The organism is Flavobacterium granuli (assembly GCF_031456055.1).
In the GTDB taxonomy this organism is placed as follows: domain Bacteria; phylum Bacteroidota; class Bacteroidia; order Flavobacteriales; family Flavobacteriaceae; genus Flavobacterium; species Flavobacterium granuli_A.
In genome coordinates this window covers 129951-144802 of sequence record NZ_JAVDTX010000003.1, presented here as the reverse complement: position 1 = coordinate 144802, position 14852 = coordinate 129951, and the positions used below count along the sequence as shown (strand labels likewise).

The 14852-nt window shown below is 35.5% G+C and carries 17 protein-coding genes and 1 tRNA gene; 4 read left to right on the top strand and 14 right to left on the bottom strand.

Annotated features, from left to right (window positions below; translation table 11 throughout):
- The 9 genes from J2W95_RS07690 to pdxA all read right to left on the bottom strand — a co-directional run bounded on the left by J2W95_RS07690 (position 1) and on the right by pdxA (position 6377).
- A complete protein-coding gene (locus J2W95_RS07690; RefSeq protein WP_310005622.1) occupies positions 1-309 on the bottom strand; it encodes a hypothetical protein in 309 nt (102 codons plus the stop codon).
- Positions 310-359: 50 nt separating this feature from the next.
- On the bottom strand, positions 360-656 hold the full coding sequence (locus tag J2W95_RS07685; RefSeq protein ID WP_310005620.1) for a hypothetical protein: 297 nt from the start codon (positions 654-656) through the stop codon (positions 360-362).
- A 29-nt stretch (positions 657-685) separates the two neighbouring features.
- Entirely contained in the window at positions 686-994 is a 309-nt protein-coding gene (locus J2W95_RS07680; protein WP_310005618.1) for a hypothetical protein, read from the bottom strand.
- A 384-nt stretch (positions 995-1378) separates the two neighbouring features.
- Positions 1379-2725, bottom strand: a complete 1347-nt coding sequence (gene accC, locus J2W95_RS07675; RefSeq protein ID WP_310005616.1) for an acetyl-CoA carboxylase biotin carboxylase subunit — start codon at positions 2723-2725, stop codon at positions 1379-1381.
- A gap of 89 nt (positions 2726-2814) precedes the next feature.
- The gene (gene accB / locus J2W95_RS07670; RefSeq protein ID WP_310005614.1) at positions 2815-3294 is read right to left on the bottom strand and encodes an acetyl-CoA carboxylase biotin carboxyl carrier protein; all 480 of its coding nucleotides are present in this window, start codon (positions 3292-3294) and stop codon (positions 2815-2817) included.
- Positions 3295-3316: 22 nt separating this feature from the next.
- On the bottom strand, positions 3317-4315 hold the full coding sequence (locus J2W95_RS07665; RefSeq protein WP_310005612.1) for a beta-ketoacyl-ACP synthase III: 999 nt from the start codon (positions 4313-4315) through the stop codon (positions 3317-3319).
- Positions 4316-4487: 172 nt separating this feature from the next.
- The gene (gene rpmF / locus J2W95_RS07660) at positions 4488-4685 is read right to left on the bottom strand and encodes a 50S ribosomal protein L32 (RefSeq protein WP_100432852.1); all 198 of its coding nucleotides are present in this window, start codon (positions 4683-4685) and stop codon (positions 4488-4490) included.
- Between the two features lie 9 nt (positions 4686-4694).
- Positions 4695-5243, bottom strand: a complete 549-nt coding sequence (locus J2W95_RS07655) for a YceD family protein (RefSeq protein WP_310005609.1) — start codon at positions 5241-5243, stop codon at positions 4695-4697.
- A gap of 84 nt (positions 5244-5327) precedes the next feature.
- Complete coding sequence (gene pdxA / locus J2W95_RS07650; protein ID WP_310006152.1) at positions 5328-6377, bottom strand: 4-hydroxythreonine-4-phosphate dehydrogenase PdxA; 1050 nt, start codon at positions 6375-6377, stop codon at positions 5328-5330.
- 58 nt (positions 6378-6435) lie between these two features.
- Between pdxA and J2W95_RS07645 the strand changes: the two genes are divergently transcribed.
- Positions 6436-7023, top strand: coding sequence for a riboflavin synthase (locus tag J2W95_RS07645; RefSeq protein WP_310005607.1), 588 nt, complete (start codon positions 6436-6438; stop codon positions 7021-7023).
- A 36-nt stretch (positions 7024-7059) separates the two neighbouring features.
- On the opposite strand, the gene J2W95_RS07640 is transcribed toward J2W95_RS07645, so the two are convergent.
- The 3 genes from J2W95_RS07640 to mce form a co-directional block, all read right to left on the bottom strand.
- The gene (locus J2W95_RS07640; protein WP_310005605.1) at positions 7060-7248 is read right to left on the bottom strand and encodes a hypothetical protein; all 189 of its coding nucleotides are present in this window, start codon (positions 7246-7248) and stop codon (positions 7060-7062) included.
- 341 nt (positions 7249-7589) lie between these two features.
- Positions 7590-7663 (bottom strand) — tRNA-Ile (locus J2W95_RS07635).
- A gap of 137 nt (positions 7664-7800) precedes the next feature.
- The gene (gene mce, locus J2W95_RS07630) at positions 7801-8202 is read right to left on the bottom strand and encodes a methylmalonyl-CoA epimerase (RefSeq protein WP_077376138.1); all 402 of its coding nucleotides are present in this window, start codon (positions 8200-8202) and stop codon (positions 7801-7803) included.
- A gap of 256 nt (positions 8203-8458) precedes the next feature.
- On the opposite strand from mce, the gene rbfA reads away from it, so the two are divergent.
- A complete protein-coding gene (gene rbfA, locus J2W95_RS07625) occupies positions 8459-8851 on the top strand; it encodes a 30S ribosome-binding factor RbfA (protein ID WP_310005602.1) in 393 nt (130 codons plus the stop codon).
- 3 nt (positions 8852-8854) lie between these two features.
- A complete protein-coding gene (locus J2W95_RS07620; RefSeq protein WP_310005601.1) occupies positions 8855-10054 on the top strand; it encodes an ABC transporter permease in 1200 nt (399 codons plus the stop codon).
- 222 nt (positions 10055-10276) lie between these two features.
- Here J2W95_RS07620 and dusB read toward each other — a convergent pair whose 3' ends face one another.
- Positions 10277-11269 carry a tRNA dihydrouridine synthase DusB gene (gene dusB, locus J2W95_RS07615; RefSeq protein ID WP_310005599.1) on the bottom strand — a complete coding sequence of 331 codons (993 nt, stop codon included), beginning with the start codon at positions 11267-11269 and terminating at the stop codon, positions 10277-10279.
- Between the two features lie 355 nt (positions 11270-11624).
- Between dusB and lepA the strand changes: the two genes are divergently transcribed.
- Complete coding sequence (gene lepA, locus J2W95_RS07610) at positions 11625-13421, top strand: translation elongation factor 4 (protein WP_310005597.1); 1797 nt, start codon at positions 11625-11627, stop codon at positions 13419-13421.
- A 369-nt stretch (positions 13422-13790) separates the two neighbouring features.
- Here the strand turns inward: lepA and J2W95_RS07605 are convergent, their stop codons facing one another.
- Positions 13791-14723: a 1-phosphofructokinase family hexose kinase gene (locus J2W95_RS07605; RefSeq protein WP_310005595.1), complete on the bottom strand. Its 933-nt coding sequence runs from the start codon at positions 14721-14723 to the stop codon at positions 13791-13793.
- Positions 14724-14852: the final 129 nt, after the last annotated feature.

Here is a 14852-nt window from a genome sequence, read left to right as displayed (position 1 = left end):
TTATTTATTTTTCAAGTTACCTGCTGCATCTGTGTAAACAGTAGCTTTCTGGTTATCAACTTTTATGTCAAGTTTATATTCTTTTTTTTCATTGATATATGCTTTTTCGATAACTGCTCCGGGTTGAGCAGTTTTTTCCGCCAGTATCACGGAGCTTGGCACGTCTTCTATTTTAATTTCTTTATATTTTTCTTCAACAGTTTGTGTTGTAGTAACTGTTTTTGAAGGGACTGAGGTTTGTTCTGCAGTTTGTGCAAATGCTGTGAAACCTCCCAAAAGGATTGCTGCTGATAAGATTAACTTTTTCATAATAATGTTTTTAATGATTTAATTGTTTGTTAGTTGTTTGTTTTGTGAAATTATTTTTTTATCCAAGCTCCAGTTGCATCGGCATATAATGCTCCCACTTTGTCGCCAACTGTGATTTGTAGTTTATATTCTTTTTTCTCATTGATAAAAGCTTTGTCAAGAATTGCGGTTGGATACGCTTTTATTAATGCAGTTTTTACTGCTTCAGGCACTTCTTCCACTTTAATTTCAGTGTAGTTGTCTTGAACAGTTTGAGTTGTTAGTACTGATTTCGGTGGAGTTGATTGTTGTGCAAATGCTGAGAAACTCCCTAAAATGATTGCGGCTGATAAGATTAATTTTTTCATGATTTAATATATTTTTTTGTTTTGTAAAATTATTTTTTTATCCAAGCACCAGTAGCATCAGCATATACTGATCCCTCTCTGCCGCCCACTTTGACTTGTAGTTCGTACTCTTTTTTCTCATTGATAAGAGCTTTGTTAAGAATTGCAGTTGGATAGGTTTTTATTAATGCGTTTTTTACCGCTTCTGGCACTTCTTCCACTTTAATTTCAGTGTAGGTGTCTTTGTAGGCATCTTTTACAGTTTGAGTTGTTACTTCAGATTTCGGTGGAGTTGATTGTTGTGCAAATGCTGAGAAACTCCCTAAAATGATTGTGGCTGATAAAATTAATTTTTTCATGATAGTAATTTTTTAAGTTTTATATTTTTACTTAATGAAATTATTATGCCAACTTATTTAACTCATGGATAATATGCGTAATTATCTAATTGTTAGCTTGTTGTAAAAAGCATAAAAGTTAAAGATTATTTTAATGTGTGTATTTTTTGACTAAGGCTGGGTAAATTTTACACACTTATTGAGCTTTAAACAAAAAAAAGACTTTACATATTGTAAAGTCTTTTTTGATTTTTATAAAATAAAATTTACTGAACTCCGATAAAATAAATAGTATAATCAAGTAATCCCTTATGTAATAGTAGATCAAGATCTTTGAAAGGAGTTAGGAATTTATTATTAGTCAAAAAAAAATCCCAATCTTAAGAATGGGATTTTATATTTGATTTATTCAGGGTCATTCATTTTGAAAGTGTCCATGAAGGCAGTGGTATAATCCCCTGCGATGTATCTGGCATCATCCATCAACTGTCTGTGGAATGGAATGGTTGTTTTGATACCTTCGATTACGAATTCGTCTAATGCTCTTCTCATTTTACTGATAGCTTCTTCACGAGTTTGAGCTGTAGTAATTAATTTGGCAATCATCGAATCGTAATTTGGTGGAATCGTATAACCTGAATACACGTGTGTGTCAAGACGTACTCCGTGACCACCCGGCATATGTAGCGTAGTGATTTTTCCCGGAGAAGGTCTGAAGTCGTTATAAGGATCTTCGGCGTTGATACGACATTCGATAGCATGTAATTGAGGCAGATAATTCTTTCCAGAAATTGGCACACCAGCAGCTACTAAGATTTGCTCACGAATTAAGTCGTAATCAACAACTTGTTCTGTAATAGGGTGCTCAACTTGGATACGAGTGTTCATTTCCATGAAGTAAAAGTTTCTGTGTTTATCCACCAAAAACTCTACAGTTCCAGCACCTTCATATTTTATGTATTCTGCTGCTTTTACAGCTGCTTCACCCATTTTTGAACGTAATTCGTCGGTCATAAAAGGAGAAGGAGTTTCTTCAGTCAATTTTTGATGGCGACGTTGAACAGAGCAGTCTCTTTCTGAAAGATGACATGCTTTTCCGTATGAGTCACCAACGATTTGAATTTCGATATGACGTGGCTCTTCAATTAATTTTTCAAGATACATTCCGTCGTTTCCGAAAGCCGCAGCTGATTCTTGACGAGCACCTTCCCAAGCTTTCAGCAAATCTTCAGGAGCCCAAACAGCTCTCATTCCTTTACCTCCACCACCGGCAGTTGCTTTTAGCATAACAGGATATCCGAATTTATTGGCTAATTCTGCTGCTTGTTCAAAAGACTCTAAGATTCCAACTGAACCAGGTACGCAAGGTACACCAGCTTCAATCATCGTGGCTTTTGCAGAGGCTTTATCACCCATTCTGTCAATCATTTCTGGAGACGCACCGATGAATTTTATATTATGTTCTTGACAAATTTTAGAAAATTTTGCATTTTCAGAAAGGAACCCGTAACCAGGATGAATTGCATCTGCATTTGTAATTTCTGCAGCAGCAATAATATTGGACATCTTTAAATAAGACAAGTTACTTGGAGGTGGTCCTATACAAACGGCTTCGTCAGCAAATTTCACATGCAAGCTTTCGGCATCTGCAGTAGAATAAACGGCTACTGTCTTGATGCCCATTTCTCTACAAGTTCGGATGACACGAAGCGCTATCTCTCCTCTATTTGCTATTAGTATTTTTTTAAACATTTTTTTTCAATTAGATAATTAGACAATTAGATAATTAGTTTTTAATTTGATTTTAATCAAATCTGAAATCTAAAATCTGCAATCTAAAATTATGATGGATCTACTATGAATAAAGGTTGGTCAAATTCTACTGGTGACATATCATCTACCAATATTTTTATAATTTTACCAGATATTTCAGATTCAATTTCATTGAATAATTTCATTGCTTCAATAACGCAAAGAACATCTCCTTTTGCAATAGATTTACCAACTTCTACAAACATTGGTTTGTCTGGAGCAGGTTTTCTATAGAAAGTACCAATGATTGGTGATTTTATAGTGATATAATGTGCATTTTCTACTGCTGGAGCTTCTGGTGCAGCAGCAACTGGAGCTATTTGTTGTGGAGCAGCAGCTTGAGGAAGAGCGTTTTGTACTGGTAATTGTTGAACGTAAGTTGCTTCGGTAACGTTTCCTTCTAAAGTAGTTCTGATGGTGATTTTAACATCATCCATTTCTAATTTTACTTCTGCAACACCTGAATTTGCTACAAATTTGATTAGATTTTGAATTTCTTTTAAATCCATAATTATTTCTTTTTAGTTTATTTTATTTTTTATCGTAAGCCCAAGTTAGGTAAATGGATCCCCAAGTAAAACCGCCGCCAAAAGCAGCAAAAATTATAGTGTCGCCTTTTTTGAAAACGTGTTCAAAATCGTATAGTACTAATGGCAATGTTGCAGAAGTTGTATTTCCATATTTTTCAATATTCATCAATACTTTGTCGTCTTCTAAGTTCATTCTATGAGCTGTAGCGTCAATAATACGTTTGTTAGCTTGGTGAGGTACTAACCAATTTACATCTTCATTAGTCAAATTGTTTCTTTTTAGAATCAATTCACTTGCATCGGCCATATTGGTAACTGCATATTTAAAAACAGTTTTTCCATCTTGAATGATATTATGCTTGTTGTCGTTTACCGTTTCCATACTAGTTGGAAGAAGAGAACCTCCAGCTGAAATTTTCAAGAAATCACGACCTACACCATCACTTCGTAAATATTCATCTTGTAAACCGTAACCTTCATAATTTGGTTCAAATAAAACAGCTCCTGCACCATCTCCAAAAATAATGCATGTTGATCTGTCTTTATAATCTACAATTGAAGACATTTTATCGGCACCAATAAGTAGCACTTTTTTGTATCTTCCAGACTGAATATAAGCAGCAGCCGTTGACATTCCATAAAGGAAGCTAGAACAAGCGGCTTGTAAGTCGTATGCGAATGCATTTGTAGCACCAATTGCGGTTGCTACATATACACCTGTAGAAGCTACTGGCATATCTGCAGTTGCAGTTGCCATTAAAATTAAATCTATTTCAAGAGGGTCAATGTTTGCTTTTGCTATTAAATCTTCTGCAGCTTTTATAGCAAGAAAAGAAGTTCCTTTATCAGCATCTTTCAGTATTCTTCTTTCTTTAATTCCGGTGCGTGTGGTTATCCATTCATCATTTGTATCGACCATAGTTTCGAGAACTTTGTTTGATAGAACAAAGTCTGGAACATAACCACCAACTGCGGTAATTGCGGCTGTAATTGTACTCATTATATGCGATTATTTATTGTCAAATGTTGCCATTTGCAAAATTTTTAAAAGTCTCTAAAATTACAATAAAAAAACTAAACAAATTGTTTTAAGTTTTCTTATTTAAGGAAATTGTAAACAACAAAAAAAACTCTCACGAAGTGAGAGTTCTGGTATTATTTACAAAAACGTATTAAGCAAGAGCTACGACAGATTTATCGATAACAACTTGTCCTCTGTAGTACATTTTACCTTCATGCCAGTAAGCTCTGTGGTATAAATGTGCTTCTCCAGTAATAGGACATGTAGCGATTTGAGCTACAGTAGCTTTGTAATGTGTTCTTCTTTTGTCTCTTCTAGTTTTCGAGATTTTTCTCTTTGGATGTGCCATTTTACTATATTATTTATCCGTTAATAGTTGCTTTAATTTGTCCCAACGTGGGTCTATATTTTCTTCTTTTTCTTCTTTGCTTTCCTTCTTTTGTTCTTCAATTGCTAATTCTTTCAGTTTTGTCAAAGCTTCGGTTTTTAAACTTCCATCCTTTATTCCTGGATGTACCCTTCTGAGTGGTATTGAAAGTGCAATCATCTCATATATATATTGAGCGATGTCTATTTCAAATTCGCCAAAAGGCAATATTAGCAACTCTTCATTGTCATTGTTGTATGTATCTCCAAATCGAACAATTAATTTTAATTTTCCCTTTACAGGTAAGTCAAAATCTTCACTAGTAAGATCGCAAGGTACATTGACAGTTCCTTTGTGTTTGAAATCAATTTCTAACAGGTTGCTTTTTTTGTCTAAAACTACATTTACTTTGATATCTGAATTTTGAAATTCGTTATAATCAAAGATTTCAAAGAACGCATTATTAATTTGATACTCAAATTTGTGTTTCCCTAGCTTCAATCCTACGAAAGGAATTACATATTCTTTTGTCTTGCTCATTTCAACAACAATTTGCCCTAAACTTCGGGAGTGCAAAGATATAAAATAATTGGAAATCTAATAATGTTATTCACCTTTTTTTGTTTATAACTGTTTTTCTTTTGTTTTTAAAGGCTTTTGGCTGATTTCTGCGTATTGATTTCTTGAATTATACACATCAATAGCGAGATAAACGGCCTCTTTGAAGGAATTATAGTCGGCTTTATTTTTTCCTGCAATATCATAAGCAGTTCCGTGATCTGGGGAAGTTCTTATTTTATTCAACCCAGCAGTATAGTTAACTCCATTTCCAAAGGATAGTGTTTTGAAAGGAATTAAGCCTTGATCGTGATAGGTTGCGATAACAGCATCATATTTTTCGTATTGATTACTGCCGAAGAAGCCATCTGCAGGAAAAGGACCGAAAACTAAAGTTCCTTTTTCGAATAATTTTTTCAATGTTGGTTTCAATACAGTGTCGTCTTCGGTTCCAATAACTCCACCATCGCCACAATGTGGATTAAGTCCCAAAACCGCAATTTTAGGTTTGTTAATGCTAAAATCCTGTATTAAAGTTTGATTGATGGTTTGTATCTTCTTGAAAATTAACTCTTCGGTTAAATGAGAAGCTACTTCATTAATTGGAATATGATCCGTTAGCAAACCTACTCTTAAGTTGTCTTGGACCATTAACATTAATGCGTCTCCTTCTAGTTCTTGGTTTAAATAGTCAGTATGCCCGGGGAATTTAAACGATTCCGATTGAATGTTGTACTTATTTATAGGGGCTGTTACTAAAACATCTATTTCGCCTTCTTTTAAGGCTTTGGTAGCTGCAACAAATGATTTAATGGCGTATTCGCCCACTTTTTCGTTATTTGTTCCAAGGTTTAAATCAATTCCTTCTCTCCAAAGATTGAATACATTGACTTTGCCAATAACAATTTGATCCAGCTTGTCTATGCCGTGTAAAGCGACTGTGGATTCAAAATTCTTTCTGACGAAAGAAAGTATTTTTGCATTTGCAAAGATAACAGGAGTACATAGTTCTAACATACGAGAGTCCTCGAATGTTTTTAGAATGACTTCGCTTCCAATACCGTTTAAATCTCCTATTGAAATTCCTACGATTATATTTTCTGCTTTTTTCATAATGACCTCTAGTTATTTATTGCTAATTTTGAAGTGCAAATTTAGTAAAATAAAATAAGAAATGTTTACAGGAATTATTGAAACACTTGGGATTGTCCAAGAAGTTAAGAAAGAGCAAGATAATATTCATATCACGATAGATTCTTCAGTGGCAGATGAATTAAAAATTGACCAGAGCGTTGCTCATAATGGAATATGTTTAACGGTTGTAGCTATTGACGGGAATCATTATACAGTTACTGCAATTGGGGAAACAATTAAAAAGACCAATATTTCAAGTTGGAAAGTTGGTGATAGTGTCAATCTGGAAAGAGCAATGAGGCTTGGAGACCGACTAGATGGGCATATCGTACAAGGACATGTAGATCAAATAGGAACTTGTGTTTCTGTTCAAGAAACAAATGGAAGTTGGTTTTATACTTTTGAATATGATTCTGCTTTACAAAATATTACGATAGAGAAAGGCTCTATTACAGTAAATGGTGTTAGCTTGACAGTAGTGGATTCAGGTAAAAATAATTTTAGCGTAGCAATTATACCTTATACATACGAACATACTAATTTTAATTCGTTTGCTGTTGGAACCGAGGTGAATTTGGAATTTGATGTTATTGGGAAATATGTTTCTAGGCTGTATGCTAATAAATAGGCTGAGAATAATTTATTAAAACAAAAAAAGACCAATTTAAATTGGTCTTTTTTTGTTTAGTTTGTAATTGTATATAATGTAGATTCCAAATATTATAGCCGCTAAAGCTAGTATGGAGATATTTTCATCTATTGGAACATCACCTGGAGTGGGGGCTCTAGCACTAACTTGTGGTGGAGGCACGTCTTTTGGATCATCAGCATATCCACTTATGCCAGTAAGCATAATAAATATAACTAAAATAAGGTTGTTAGTAAAAATTCTCATGTTTTATTTGGGGGTAATACATTAAGTTTAAAAAATAGCTCTAGAGTCAATATAAAACTCTTACTCCTTAATAAGAGCAGAATGCAAATTTAATATTATTTTTTGTAATCTCTAAGTAAGTTGTCAAATTCGAGCTGAAAATTTAACGTTTAAGCTTGTTTTTGAGCGTAATTAGGGAGTAAACTTACAATATCAACACCTGTGTTGTAGGCTTGTTCTTAATTAAAATAACTGTATCTTTGTTTGGTTTCTTGAAAAGAAAAAGCCTCTCAATTTCTTGAAAGGCTTGATTTTACTAGTGGTCCCACCTGGGCTCGAACCAGGGACCACCTGATTATGAGTCAGGTGCTCTAACCAGCTGAGCTATAGGACCGGTTAAGAGTTTGCAATATTACTACAATTTTTTTATTGCTACAAGTATTTTATGAGTAGATTTTTGGATAGTTTGAAGACTAATGTAAATCTATTTTGAAAATGACTGATTATGAAATGACTAAATTGTAGATTTTTTTATTTTATTTCTTGGCAGAGCTCAATTAATACGCCATTGGTCCCTTTCGGGTGCAAAAAAGCGACCAATTTATTGTCAGCTCCCTTTTTTGGGGTTTCGTTTAGGACTGTGAATCCTTCCGATTTTAGCCGCTCGATTTCGGAAAGAATATCCTCGACGTCAAAAGCGATGTGATGAATTCCTTCTCCTTTTTTTTCGAGAAACTTGGCTATTGGGCTTTCGGGATTGGTGGCTTCTAGGAGTTCTATTTTGTTGGGGCCGTTCATGAAGAAAGATGTTTTTACTCCTTCACTAGCAACTTCTTCTTGTTTGTAGGCTGGTGCTCCAAATAGTTTTTCGAATAACAAATTGGATACTTCAAGATTTTTGACTGCAATGCCAATGTGTTCTATTTTTCTCATTATATATATTATAGGTTGTATTTTTATTTTCTAAATCGTTCCAAAAAAGAACTATTGTCTCTCTTTAGTCCTGATGGAAGCGGCATCCTTTTTATCTTGTCTTTTGGGACGAGATAAAAAGATATAGCGGACAGCAGGAACTTTGCCTCCAGAAAAAGCCAAATTTTCTGCTCCTAAATCATAAAACAAATATAAAAAACTTTATGAGTTAATGACTTTGTAAGGTGGTCTCTCAAAAAAATAGTATTTTTGCAGCATGGAAACAAATAGACAGAAAAAAATAGGCGGGGTTATCCAAAAAGATTTGGTTGATATTTTGCAAGGTGAAGTGAGAAAAAATGGAATTACAAATTTGATAATTTCAGTATCCAAGGTTACGGTAACTACAGATTTATCTGTGGCGACAGTGCATTTAAGTATTTTTCCTCAAGAGAAAGCAGCGGAAACTTTAGTAGGGATTAAAGCTAATTCGACTTTGATTAAACACGATTTATCGCAAAGAGTTCGTTTGCAATTGCGTAAAGTACCTAATTTGGTTTTCTTTATTGATGATTCACTGGATTACATCGAGAAGATTGATAATGCCTTGAAAAATCAAGAAAATCCGATTGAGAATAGAGATTTGTTGGACAAACGCAGATTTCAATAAAATTTGAATTTTCCTCTTTACATAGCCAAGCGGTATATTTTTAGCAAAAGCAAAAATAATGCTATCAATATCATTAATCGTATTGCCAGTATGGGGATTATAGTGGGAGCAATGGCATTGTTTGTCGTGCTTTCGGTTTTTTCGGGCTTGAAGGAATTTAGTCTTTCGTTTACCAATGATATTGATCCAGATCTTAAAGTGAGCAGTACGCTTGGAAAATCTTTTTTTATTGTGCCAAAACAGGAAAAAGAGCTTGCTGCAATAGAAGGAGTTGCCTCTTATTCTAAAGTTATTGAAGAACGAGTACTTTTTACTTTTAATGGAAAACAAGAAGTTACTTATCTTAAAGGTATTGATTCTACTTTTAACGCTGTCAGCAATTTTAATAAAAAACTATATAACGGACAATGGCTAAAACCTGATACTTATCAAGTTGTTATTGGATATGGTATTGCTCAAAAGTTTTCGATGGGTTTGCTGGATTATAATAATGCTTTTGAAGTTTTTGTACCAAAACCGGGGAAGGGGGCTATTGAGAATCCTGCTCAAGCTTTTAATAAAACAGATGTTTTTCCAGTTGGAATTTATGCAATCAGCGAAGATTTGGATTCTAAATATGTGTTTGCTGATTTAGGGTTGGCTCAAGAATTATTGGAATACAAAACTGATCAGATTTCGGGTCTTGAAATTAAATTAAAACAAGGTGCTGATGAGAGTGCTGTAATTGGAAAATTGAAGGCACTTTTCAAGAATAAAATTACCGTAAAAAATAAGGAACAACTGAATGAAGCCTTATATAAAATGCTGAACACCGAAAATATAGCGGTGTATTTGATATTTACTTTGGTAATTATCGTAGCGCTTTTCAACTTGATTGGTGCGCTTATCATGATGATTTTGGATAAAAAAGGAAATCTAAAAACCCTTTTTAATCTAGGAACTAATATCAAGGATTTGCGGAATATATTTTTACTGCAAGGAACTTTGTTGAGTGTTTTTGGTGGAATTATAGGATTGTTATTGGGTGTTGTGTTTGTGTTATTGCAACAACAATATGAGCTGATAATGATAACTCCCACACTGGCTTATCCAGTGGTTTTTACAACAGAAAATGTAGTGATTGTTATGGCTACTATAGTCACACTTGGTTTTATTGCGTCGCTAATTGCGAGCAGTAGAGTGAGTAAGAAGTTGTTGGATTAAAAATTTTGGAGCACCACATTTGAAATATTCAAGACGATTTGTCCCGCTATCCGTTGCAATCTTTTTGTTTTTAAAGAAAAAACAAAAAGGATTTCCACTTCTATCAGGGCTAGACAAGATATTTAGTTTTTCATAGCATTTTTCAAGCGGCTAATAACATTCTCTTTACTATGGGTTGTGCCTAACCTTTTTTTTAAAGCGAATGCTTTGTTTTTTTAGTTTTTAAACAACCTTATAACCTGCATAAGCCTCTTCAATCTCATTCAAAACAGCGAATAATTCTTCAGGACGGTCTAGAGTTACTAATTTTTGTTTGTACGTTTTAAAAGAATGGATTCCTTTGAAATAATTAGTGTAGTGTGGTCGTGTTTCAACAATACCGAGTCTTTCTCCTTTCCATTCCATTGCCCAAGTTAGGTGGTTTCGAACTGCTTCGACTCTGTCCGCAACGGTGGGTTTGGCTAGATGTTCCCCAGTTTTGAAGTAATGTTTGATTTCGTTAAAAATCCAAGGATAACCAATGGCGGCACGACCAATCATTATTCCGTCGATGCCGTATTCGTTTTTATAATGCAATGCTTTTTCGGGAGAATCAATATCGCCATTTCCAAAAATGGGCATTGTGATTCTCGGGTTGTTTTTGACGCGGGCAATATGTGACCAGTCGGAATGACCTTTGTACATTTGGGCACGGGTTCTGGCGTGGATGCTCAAAGCAGCAACCCCAATATCCTGTAAACGTTCGGTAACCTCATCTATATTTATGGAACTGTCGTCCCAACCCAAACGCGTTTTTACGGTAACTGGCAAATGCGTGCTGTCGATAACGGCCTGCGTCAGGCGAATCATTAAATCAACATCTTTCAAAACTCCGGCACCGGCGCCTTTGCAAACTACTTTTTTGACTGGACAGCCAAAATTGATGTCTATTAGATCTGGGTTTACGGTAGAAACTATTTTGGACGATAACGCCATTGCTTCTTCGTCTCCACCAAAAATTTGGATTCCAACTGGGCGTTCGTAATCGAAGATATCTAATTTCATTCGGCTTTTGATGGCGTCGCGGATTAGTCCTTCGGACGAAATAAATTCGGAGTACATTAAGTCGGCTCCATGTGTTTTGCATAATCTGCGGAAAGGAGGGTCGCTCACATCTTCCATAGGTGCTAACAATAGGGGGAATTCGGGTAATATAATGTTGCCAATCTTAATCATCGTCCTTAAATTTTTTGCAAAATTACATCTTTTAAGCGAAAGGATGAAAAAGTTAATGACATTAGATAAGTAAAGAAGTGATTTTGAATAGTATGTATACTAATTAAGGGGTATATGTATTACAATTTGAAAAGAGTTAATGCAAATGGCTGAGTTTCCTATTTTGAAACTTTGAAACTGTTGAATTTAGACTATATTTGCAGATTAATTGTCTCTTTACTGCTTTTGCGTGAGGGATAGCAGCGGAAAGCCCAGAGTAAAGTGTAGCGATAGCGAAACTTTGCGAGGACTTGCAGCGAATAGCCCGACGGCTTTTTTTGCCGGCACGCCCAAATAAATTTGATATCAGAAGAAAATGAAACATATAAGGAATTTTTGCATTATTGCACATATTGACCATGGTAAAAGTACATTGGCGGATCGATTATTGGGGGCAACCCAAACGGTAACGGCTCGTGAAGAAAAAGCGCAATTGCTAGATAATATGGACTTGGAACGTGAACGTGGTATCACGATTAAAAGTCACGCCATACAAATGGAGTATAAATATAAAGGAGAGGAATACATTCTGAACCTTATCGATACTCCGGGTCACGTGGATTTCTCTTATGAAGTTTCGCGTTCTATTGCGGCTTGCGAAGGAGCGCTTTTGATTGTGGATGCTGCACAAAGTATTCAGGCACAAACGATCTCTAACTTGTATTTGGCTTTGGAAAATGACTTGGAAATTATTCCGGTTTTGAACAAAGTGGATTTGCCAAGTGCCAATCCAGAGGAAGTAAGTGATGATATTATTGACTTGCTTGGATGTAAATTGGAGGATATTATTCACGCTTCGGGTAAAACTGGGTTTGGTGTGGAGAATATTTTGGCTGCGATTATTGAAAAAATTCCAGCTCCAAAAGGAGTGAAAGACGAGCCTCTTCAGGCTTTGATATTTGATTCGCATTACAATCCGTTTCGTGGTATTGAAGTAATTTTCCGTGTGAAAAACGGGGAAATTAGAAAAGGCCAAAAAATAAAATTTATGGCGACCGGAAACGAGTATTTTGCCGATGAAGTTGGAACGTTGAAACTGAATCAAGTTCCTAAAAATGTGATTTCGACAGGAGATGTTGGGTATTTGATTTCTGGAATTAAAGAAGCCAAAGAGGTAAAAGTAGGGGATACGATTACGGATGCCAAAACGCCGACTACAAATATGATTACTGGTTTCGAGGATGTAAAACCAATGGTATTTGCTGGGATTTATCCTGTAGATACGGAGGATTATGAGGATTTGCGTTCTTCGATGGAAAAATTGCAATTGAACGATGCTTCACTTGTATTTGTTCCTGAAAGTTCTGCCGCTTTAGGATTTGGTTTCCGTTGTGGATTCTTAGGAATGTTGCACATGGAGATTATCCAAGAGCGTTTGGAACGTGAGTTTGATATGACTGTAATTACTACGGTTCCTAACGTTTCGTATTTGGCTTATACCAAAAAACATCCAGAAGATGCTTTTATAGTAAACAATCCATCAGATTTACCGGAACCTTCTCGTTTGGATAGAGTGGAGGAGCCTTATATTAAAGCGACTATCATTACTAAAGCTGATTTTGTTGGAAACGTAATGAGTTTGTGTATTGAAAAACGTGGTCAGATTACCAATCAAACGTATTTGACAACGGAACGTGTAGAATTGAATTTTGATATGCCATTGGCAGAGATTGTATTTGATTTCTACGACAGATTGAAAACGGTTTCAAAAGGATATGCGTCATTTGATTATTCCCCAATTGGAATGAAAACTTCAAAATTGGTTCGTTTGGATGTATTATTGAATGGTCAAACGGTTGATGCGCTTTCTGCGTTGATTCACGAAGATAATGCGTATAACATCGGAAAGAAAATGACGGAGAAATTACGTGAATTGATTCCGAGACAACAATTTGATATTCCGATTCAAGCAGCGATTGGTGCTAAAATCATTGCACGTGAAACGATTAAAGCTTTACGTAAAGACGTTACAGCAAAATGTTACGGTGGGGATATTTCCCGTAAACGTAAATTGTTGGAGAAACAGAAAAAAGGTAAAAAACGTATGCGTCAGGTAGGAAATGTGGAGATTCCGCAAGAAGCGTTTATGGCGGTTTTGAAATTGAATGATTAGATTCGTAGAGACGCACGGCAGTGCGTCTATTTACAATAAAGAATATAGATAATAGAGAAAACCTGATGATGAAAATTATCAGGTTTTTTTGTTTTGTGAAATGCAGATTGTTGATTCATATTGTAGAGACGCACTGCAGCGTCTTTTTAGAATATAGATAAAATCTGATGATGAAAATAAAATCATCAGGTTTTTTTATTTTGTTGAATCTGGATAAAAATTGAATTAATGAAGGGCTTTAATGCGTCTCTACAATGGTGCGTCTCTATGGAATGTGTTTCTGATGATTTTTGTTTAAAACTATACATTACAGATTACAGAGAGACGCACGGCAGTGCGTCTCTACGCAACGTACTTCAACAACAAATTCTATTTATCCTTCAACCAATCAAACAACCGTTGCGCATCGGCACCTTTAAACAATTGTGTTCCTTCGTTCATTGTGGCGGCAGAACCACAGGCCACGCCCCAACGGATGACTTCTTTCAGGCTTTTATTTTGCGAAAGAGCCCAAACCATTCCGCCGACCATGCTGTCTCCGGCACCAACGGTACTTCTTTTGGCAACATTGGGGGCAGGTACAAACTCATAACTATCTTTCGTAACTAGAACTGCTCCTTGCGGTCCAAGTGAGACAACTACAATTTCGGCTCCGCCTTTGGCAATGATTTGTTTGGCAGCTTCATTGACTTCTTCCATTTCCAATCGTTCAACACCAATCAATTTTGCAAGTTCTCCAACATTTGGCTTGATGAGGTAAGCACCTGTTTCCAACACTTTTTTCAAGGCTTCCCCAGAAGTGTCAACTATTAATTTTGAATTTAATTTTTTGGCGATTTCTGCAACTTTTTGATAAAAATCAGGAGTTAAACCTTCGTTTAGACTACCGCTGGCTACCAAAAATTTAGGTTTTAAGTTAGCTACTGCCTCAAGAACTGCTTTTTCCTCTTCATCGGTGATTTCTCCTCCGGTAAAACCGAAACGATATTGTGAATTAGTATTGCTGTCTACAGCCACAAAACTCTCTCTTGTCCAAGTTTGGATAGGAATAGCTTCAAAAGCGATCGCTTCTTTAGCAACCAAATCTTCCAACACTTTTCCTGATGGACCACCTGAAGTAAATACCGCTAACGATGACCCACCCAAACGAGAAATAGCTTTGGAAACATTGATTCCACCGCCACCAGCATCAAATCTAGGTTCTTCACAACGTATTTTTTGTTCGGCTACTAAACCTTTAAAATGGGTGCTTTTGTCCAAAGCTGGATTTACAGTAAGGGTAACAATATCGAATGAGTTCATCTTTTGTTTTGTGTTATATGGCGTTAAGACTATATCTGCAATTTACTAAAATTAGAACCGATAATTGATCTTGTACAATAATTAATTGCAAATGACTTTAACAGTGTAAAATACTGAAATTCATCACGT

Bases quoted from the DNA above. Each gene is read 5' to 3' on its own strand.
- J2W95_RS07685 (WP_310005620.1), bottom strand. From the start codon at position 656: ATGAAAAAATTAATCTTATCAGCCGCAATCATTTTAGGGAGTTTCTCA.
- J2W95_RS07645 (WP_310005607.1), top strand. From the start codon at position 6,436: ATGTTTACAGGAATTATTGAAACACTTGGGATTGTCCAAGAAGTTAAG.
- accB (WP_310005614.1), bottom strand. From the start codon at position 3,294: ATGGATTTAAAAGAAATTCAAAATCTAATCAAATTTGTAGCAAATTCA.
- dusB (WP_310005599.1), bottom strand. From the start codon at position 11,269: ATGATTAAGATTGGCAACATTATATTACCCGAATTCCCCCTATTGTTA.
- rbfA (WP_310005602.1), top strand. From the start codon at position 8,459: ATGGAAACAAATAGACAGAAAAAAATAGGCGGGGTTATCCAAAAAGAT.
- J2W95_RS07640 (WP_310005605.1), bottom strand. From the start codon at position 7,248: ATGCTTACTGGCATAAGTGGATATGCTGATGATCCAAAAGACGTGCCT.
- J2W95_RS07690 (WP_310005622.1), bottom strand. From the start codon at position 309: ATGAAAAAGTTAATCTTATCAGCAGCAATCCTTTTGGGAGGTTTCACA.
- J2W95_RS07605 (WP_310005595.1), bottom strand. From the start codon at position 14,723: ATGAACTCATTCGATATTGTTACCCTTACTGTAAATCCAGCTTTGGAC.
- lepA (WP_310005597.1), top strand. From the start codon at position 11,625: ATGAAACATATAAGGAATTTTTGCATTATTGCACATATTGACCATGGT.
- J2W95_RS07655 (WP_310005609.1), bottom strand. From the start codon at position 5,243: ATGAGCAAGACAAAAGAATATGTAATTCCTTTCGTAGGATTGAAGCTA.
- J2W95_RS07665 (WP_310005612.1), bottom strand. From the start codon at position 4,315: ATGAGTACAATTACAGCCGCAATTACCGCAGTTGGTGGTTATGTTCCA.
- J2W95_RS07680 (WP_310005618.1), bottom strand. From the start codon at position 994: ATGAAAAAATTAATTTTATCAGCCACAATCATTTTAGGGAGTTTCTCA.
- rpmF (WP_100432852.1), bottom strand. From the start codon at position 4,685: ATGGCACATCCAAAGAGAAAAATCTCGAAAACTAGAAGAGACAAAAGA.
- accC (WP_310005616.1), bottom strand. From the start codon at position 2,725: ATGTTTAAAAAAATACTAATAGCAAATAGAGGAGAGATAGCGCTTCGT.
- mce (WP_077376138.1), bottom strand. From the start codon at position 8,202: ATGAGAAAAATAGAACACATTGGCATTGCAGTCAAAAATCTTGAAGTA.